The following is a 5463-nucleotide window of genomic DNA, read 5'->3' on the forward strand; positions in this document are numbered from 1 at the left end:
CCAGCGGCCAAACCTCCGGCACTTCCGGCACCTCCGGTCAGGTCTCGACCGGAGGGATCCTCGCCAACATCGGCACATTCATCGCGAGCGTGTGGCACAGCACCGTGACTTTCCTTGGTGGTCTGTTCGCGTCATTCCTTGGCCTGCTCTTTGGTTTCCGTCAGAACGCCCCCAGCATTCGTCGCAACGACGGCAGTGCCCGCAGCTGGTGGTTCTGACGAAGCGCGACCTTTCGAAGAGGTTCGAGACCTCGTTCCTTGGCGAGGTCGTCATCAGCGTGGCCGTGACCGCAATCGTCCTCATCGCGGTGGTCTGGAATCTGCCCGACTCGGAGATACGGCGATCGGCGATTCCGACGTTGACGCCGCTCGCGGCGTCGACTGGCCTCGAACAAGTGTGGTCGATGTACGCGCCGGATCCGATCCAGCGGACTGAGATCGTCGAAGTACACGTCACGATGGCTGACGGCAGCGATCGTCTGTGGACCTTCGACAGAGACGATTATGTTGGCGGGCCATTATTTTGGTACCACTGGCAGAAGTTCAAGGAACAGGTCATCCGCCTGCCTGCCACCCGCGCAGGGCTGGCCGACTGGGTCGTTCGCCAGCTGACTCGACCCGGCGAACACCCCGTTCACGTCCAGGTCGTGTTCCGCGCCATTGGCCTCGTCGCCCCGGGACAGCAGACGGCTCCAACCACCAGTGTCGAGACGCTCTACGAGCGCTCACTCGGCGGACCGCCGTGATCGCCCTCGCGTTGCGCGGCTGGCGGGCATTCTGGTTCCGCCCCACCCGCGCATACACACTCGGGCTCGTCCGCATCGCCTTCGGCGCGCTGATCGTGGTCTGGACGGCAACCTTGCTTCCTGGACTGCACGACCTGTTCGGTCCAGAGGGCGTAGCATCTACCGCCTTGCGAGAACCGTTCCGGTGGACACTCTTTCAGACTTGGAGCGGCGATCAGGCCCTACTCGTTGGTTGGGCGGTGTTGTTGGTCGCCGGCCTCGCGATGACCGTCGGTTGGCACAGTCGACTCGCCTCCGTCGTCGTCTTCGTGCTCGTGCTGTCGTTCCAGTACCGCAATCCCTCCGCGTTCAACTCGGGTGACGTCGTCATCAGGGCGGAGGCCTTGTTCCTGATGCTGGCGCCATGCGGCACCGCCCTGTCATTGGACCAGCGGCGCCGCACCGGCTCGTTCTGGTCTACGCAGATCCGAGCCCCCTGGGCCATTCGCCTCCTCCAGCTTCAGTTGTCGGTCATCTACCTGTCGTCAGTGCGGGCCAAACTGTCGGGCCACGCTTGGTCGGACGGGACGGCCGTGTCGTACGCGTTGCGCCTCTACGACATGCTGCTGGTCCCGACGCCGCACGCGTTCAGTGCCGACCCGCTGTTCGTCAACATTGCCACGTGGAGCGCGCTCGCGATGGAACTGTCATTGGGAATCCTGGTGTGGAACAAGGGGTTTCGACCGTGGGTTCTCGCCGGCGGTATCGTCATGCACACCACGATCGCGCTGACGATCAACGTGGGTTTCTTCACTCCCGCAATGTTCGTGCTGTATCTGGCCTTCGTCCCCCCGACCGCGATACGGGACCTACCGGCCACGGCCAGACGCTGGACGTCTACGAATCGCGTCTCACGACACGATCGAGTCGACGTCGCCACCGTTCACCGACACGAGAGCCCGGTTGTCGCCGACGCGAGCCACGAGCCCAGGTAGGTAACCGCGGCCACCGTTTCGTCACCATCCCACGGGGAACCCGGCAGTCATGACCAACGACGTCGAGAAGCGGTGGAATGACCCGCCGACGTTTCGGGCGGCAGTCCGCTACGTCGCGGTAGTCGTGGTGACGGCCGGCGTGGTGTTGGCCCTGTACGCGTTCACCTCCAAGGACTCCGTCTTCGTCGCGTCGGCGGTGCCCGTCATCCTGTTCGTCGGCGGGCTCGGGGCGTTCGTCAAGACCTACGGCGTGTGGAAGGCGCAGGGCGCGTGGCCGGCCTGGCAGGGCGCGGGGTGGTTCCTGCTCACGTTGATGCTCGTCAGCCTGTCGATTCCCGGCTCGGCGATGTTGGCCGGTTAAGGGACGATCGAGTCGACGTAGCCGCCGTCGACGCGCACGGCGGCGCCCGTCGTCGCCGAGGCCAGTGGCGAGCTGAGATAGGTGACCATGTTGGCGATCTCGTCCGGCTCGATCAGCCTGTGTAGCAACGATTGTGGCCGGTGTTTGCGCATGAATTCGCGCTGCGCCTCCTCCCACGGCAGGGAGGAGTCGACCAGCTCGTAGACGAAGTCCTCGACGCCCGCGGTGTGGGTGGGCCCGGCGATGACGGAGTTCACGGTGACCCCGGTGCCCGCGGCGTCCTTCGCGAAGCCGCGGGACAGCGCCAGCAGCGCCGTCTTCGACACCCCGTAGTGGATCATCTCCTCGGGAATCACGATCGCCGAGTCGCTGGCGATCTGGACGACCCTGCCCCAACCGCGCTCGGTCATGGCGGGCAGATAGGTGCGGATCAGTCGCGCGGCGGCGAGCACGTTGACGTCGAAGTACGTCCGCCATTGCTCGTCGGTGATCTCGCGGGCGGGGACGGCACCGAAGATGCCGAGGTTGTTGACCAGGATGTCGACGTCGGGCAATTGGTCGGTCAACTCGGCGACGCCGTCGGCGGTGGTGACGTCGACCGCGACGCCGACCACGTCGGCGGAGGTGTCCTCGCGCAGACGTTCGACGGCCTCGTCGACGCGCGCCTTGGTGCGGCCGTTCACCGCGACGCGGGCACCGCTGCCGGCTAGTCCGGCGGCGATCGCGTAACCGATGCCCTGTGTGGAACCTGTGACGAGAGCGGTCTTTCCGTTCAGATCGATGTTCACGCCGCAGTACTACCACCGTTGAGCTCGGACTATTCCTGCCCCATGAGAACCGCCGGTCTGACAGGAATTTGACAGAAGACTGTGTCACCGTTTTCATGAGGCTGTTTCGGCCACGCGACGAGGCGCGGCGACGCCACTTCGACGATGGGAGACCTTGTGCGCCGGTTGTTCATTGCTGCTGTCATCGGGGTGTTGCTGCCCGCGTTCGTCGGGATCTTCGGCGGCTCCGCGACCGCCGCGGCGTTCTCGCGGCCGGGCCTGCCGGTCGAGTACCTCGACGTTCCCTCCGCCGCGATGGGACGCAACATTCGCATCCAGTTCCAGAGCGGCGGACCGAATTCCCCTGCGGTCTACCTGCTCGACGGCCTGCGTGCACAGGACGACTTCAACGGTTGGGACATCAACACCCAGGCATTCGAGTGGTACTACAACTCCGGGCTGTCGCTCGTCATGCCGGTCGGCGGCCAGTCCAGCTTCTACAGCGACTGGTACAAGCCGGCGTGCGGCAAGGCCGGCTGCCAGACCTACAAGTGGGAGACGTTCCTCACCTCCGAGTTGCCCGCCTGGCTGCAGGCCAACCGCGACGTCAAGCCCACCGGCAGTGCCGCAGTCGGGCTGTCGATGGCCGGTTCGGCATCGATGGTCCTGGCCATCTACCACCCAGACCAATTCCCGTACGCGGCATCGCTGTCCGGCTTCCTGAATCCCTCCGAGGGCTCGTGGCCGTTCCTGATCAACATTTCGATGGGTGACGCGGGCGGCTACAAGGCCAACGACATGTGGGGCCCGACGGAAGACCCGAACAGCGCCTGGAAGCGCAACGACCCGATGGTCAACATGGACAAGCTGGTCGCCAACAACACCCGCCTGTGGGTGTACTGCGGGAACGGCACGCCAAGCGACCTCGGCGGGGACAACGTGCCCGCCAAGTTCCTCGAGGGCCTGACCATCCGCACCAACCGCACCTTCCAGGACAACTACATCGCCGCGGGCGGCAAGAACGCCGTCTTCAACTTCCCGGACAACGGCACGCACGACTGGCCGTACTGGGGGTCGCAGCTGCAGGCGATGAAGTCGGACCTCCAGCGGGTGCTGGGCGCTACCCCGACGGCGTGATCCTGGGCCGAACGCCGCGAGATTGAACTCACGCAGGTAGTTACTCGCTCAGACTCAAGTGGTCGCTGCAACACCTAACGAGTTCGAAGGTGTTGTTCGATGGCGTTTCGCAAGCAGGGCTGCAAACAGGTACCGGAGTCTGCCCATGGTGTTTTCCTGGACGCGTTGAAGTCGGGGTTGTCGCGGTCGGCGGCTGCCACAGTGGCCGGGGTCTGTCACTCCACGGGTAACAAGTGGGCGAACGCGGCCGGGGTGGCGGCGAACTTCAAGCATCGGGGTGTTCGGTATCCGGCAGCGGTTCGTGACGCGTTCTGGGAGGCAATGCATTCTGGCGCGTCGCCGTTGCAGGCGGCGGCGCTGGCCGGCGTGTCGGAGGTCACGGGCCAGTATTGGGTGAACAAGGCTGGGTATGTGCCCAGAACCCCTGCACCTGCCGATATCGAGCCCGATCCGTCACCGCCAAGGGGGCCGATGTCGTTCATCGAGCGCTGCCGGTTGGAGCAGCTGCTGGAGACGGGGCACCGGCCGGCGCACGCCGCCGGGTTGTTGGGGCGCCACAGGGACACGATTCGCCGCGAGATGGGCCGTGGGCGGACCGTGTCGGGATACCGGGCACGGGTGAGTCAAGACGCCGCCGAGGCCAACCTCACGCGACCCAAACCGCGCAAACTCGACACGACTGCGGCGCTGTTGGCCGAGGTGGTGGCACGCTTGAAGCAGCGGCATAGTCCCCAGCAGATCGCCGGCCGGCTGCGCGAGGAGTTCCCCGAGGATCCGGAGATGTGGGTGTCACACGAGACGATCTATCAGACCATGTACGTCCAGCCGCGCGGGGAGTTGGCTCGGCTGGTCAAGACCGCGCTACGCACCGGCCGCACTCAACGAAAGGCGCAGGGACGCAAGGAAACTGGCCAAGGTCACCTCAAAGACATGATCAACATCAGTGAACGGCCCAAGGAGGCCGATGACCGCGCGATCCCCGGACACTGGGAAGGCGACCTGATCATCGGCAAGAACCAGGCATCTCAGATCGGAACCCTAGTCGAGCGGGCCACCGGATTCCTGATGCTGCTGCACCTACCCGAGGACCGCACCGCAGCCACCACGGCCGACGCCATGTCGGCCAAAATCCCCGAAATCCCCGAAATCCTGCGCCGCTCACTGACCTGGGATCAAGGCGGCGAGATGGCAGCACACGCCAAGATCACCAAGGCCACCGGCCTGCCGATCTACTTCTGCGACCCCCACAGCCCCTGGCAGCGCGGCAGCAACGAGAACACCAACGGACTGCTGCGCCAGTACTTCCCCAAAGGCACCGACCTATCCTTCTACGGCCCCGGCTGGCTCGACCAGGTCGCCGCCGAACTCAACGCCCGACCCCGCAAACGCCACAACTGGCGCACCCCCGCCGAAGAACTCGACCGACTACTCTCAGATCCGTCCACATTCGTTGCAGCCACCACTTGAATCCAAGTCGCA

At 65.1% G+C, this 5463-nt stretch carries 7 protein-coding genes; 6 read left to right on the top strand and 1 reads right to left on the bottom strand.

From position 1 onward, the window contains the following. From N536_RS42760 to N536_RS0135760, 4 genes are all read left to right on the top strand, one after another. A partial coding sequence (locus N536_RS42760) for a hypothetical protein (protein WP_036438884.1) occupies positions 1-218 on the top strand: 218 nt, incomplete at its 5' end. Further along, on the top strand, positions 209-745 hold the full coding sequence (locus N536_RS40500; protein ID WP_051575019.1) for a hypothetical protein: 537 nt from the start codon (positions 209-211) through the stop codon (positions 743-745). The genes N536_RS42760 and N536_RS40500, both read left to right, overlap by 10 nt. Next, complete coding sequence (locus N536_RS40505; RefSeq protein ID WP_051575020.1) at positions 742-1719, top strand: HTTM domain-containing protein; 978 nt, start codon at positions 742-744, stop codon at positions 1717-1719. Before N536_RS40500 ends, N536_RS40505 begins: the two co-directional genes overlap by 4 nt. A 49-nt stretch (positions 1720-1768) precedes the next feature. Further along, entirely contained in the window at positions 1769-2080 is a 312-nt protein-coding gene (locus N536_RS0135760; protein WP_029117995.1) for a hypothetical protein, read from the top strand. Here N536_RS0135760 and N536_RS0135765 read toward each other — a convergent pair. Further along, the gene (locus N536_RS0135765; RefSeq protein ID WP_029117996.1) at positions 2077-2868 is read right to left on the bottom strand and encodes an SDR family NAD(P)-dependent oxidoreductase; all 792 of its coding nucleotides are present in this window, start codon (positions 2866-2868) and stop codon (positions 2077-2079) included. The two genes, N536_RS0135760 and N536_RS0135765, sit on opposite strands and share 4 nt — an antisense overlap. Before the next feature lie 144 nt (positions 2869-3012). Between N536_RS0135765 and N536_RS0135770 the strand changes: the two genes are divergently transcribed. Together N536_RS0135770 and N536_RS0135775 are read left to right on the top strand one after the other, a co-directional pair. Continuing rightward, positions 3013-3984, top strand: a complete 972-nt coding sequence (locus tag N536_RS0135770) for an esterase family protein (RefSeq protein WP_029117997.1) — start codon at positions 3013-3015, stop codon at positions 3982-3984. Positions 3985-4083: 99 nt separating this feature from the next. Next, positions 4084-5451, top strand: coding sequence for an IS30 family transposase (locus tag N536_RS0135775; RefSeq protein WP_029114794.1), 1368 nt, complete (start codon positions 4084-4086; stop codon positions 5449-5451). The last annotated feature ends 12 nt before the right edge of the window (positions 5452-5463 follow it).

Source organism: Mycobacterium sp. URHB0044 (assembly GCF_000620625.1).
Classification (GTDB): domain Bacteria; phylum Actinomycetota; class Actinomycetes; order Mycobacteriales; family Mycobacteriaceae; genus Mycobacterium.

Excerpts from the sequence above, each read along its gene's own strand:
- N536_RS0135760 (WP_029117995.1), top strand. The coding sequence starts at position 1,769 with ATGACCAACGACGTCGAGAAGCGGTGGAATGACCCGCCGACGTTTCGG.
- N536_RS0135770 (WP_029117997.1), top strand. The coding sequence starts at position 3,013 with ATGGGAGACCTTGTGCGCCGGTTGTTCATTGCTGCTGTCATCGGGGTG.
- N536_RS0135775 (WP_029114794.1), top strand. The coding sequence starts at position 4,084 with ATGGCGTTTCGCAAGCAGGGCTGCAAACAGGTACCGGAGTCTGCCCAT.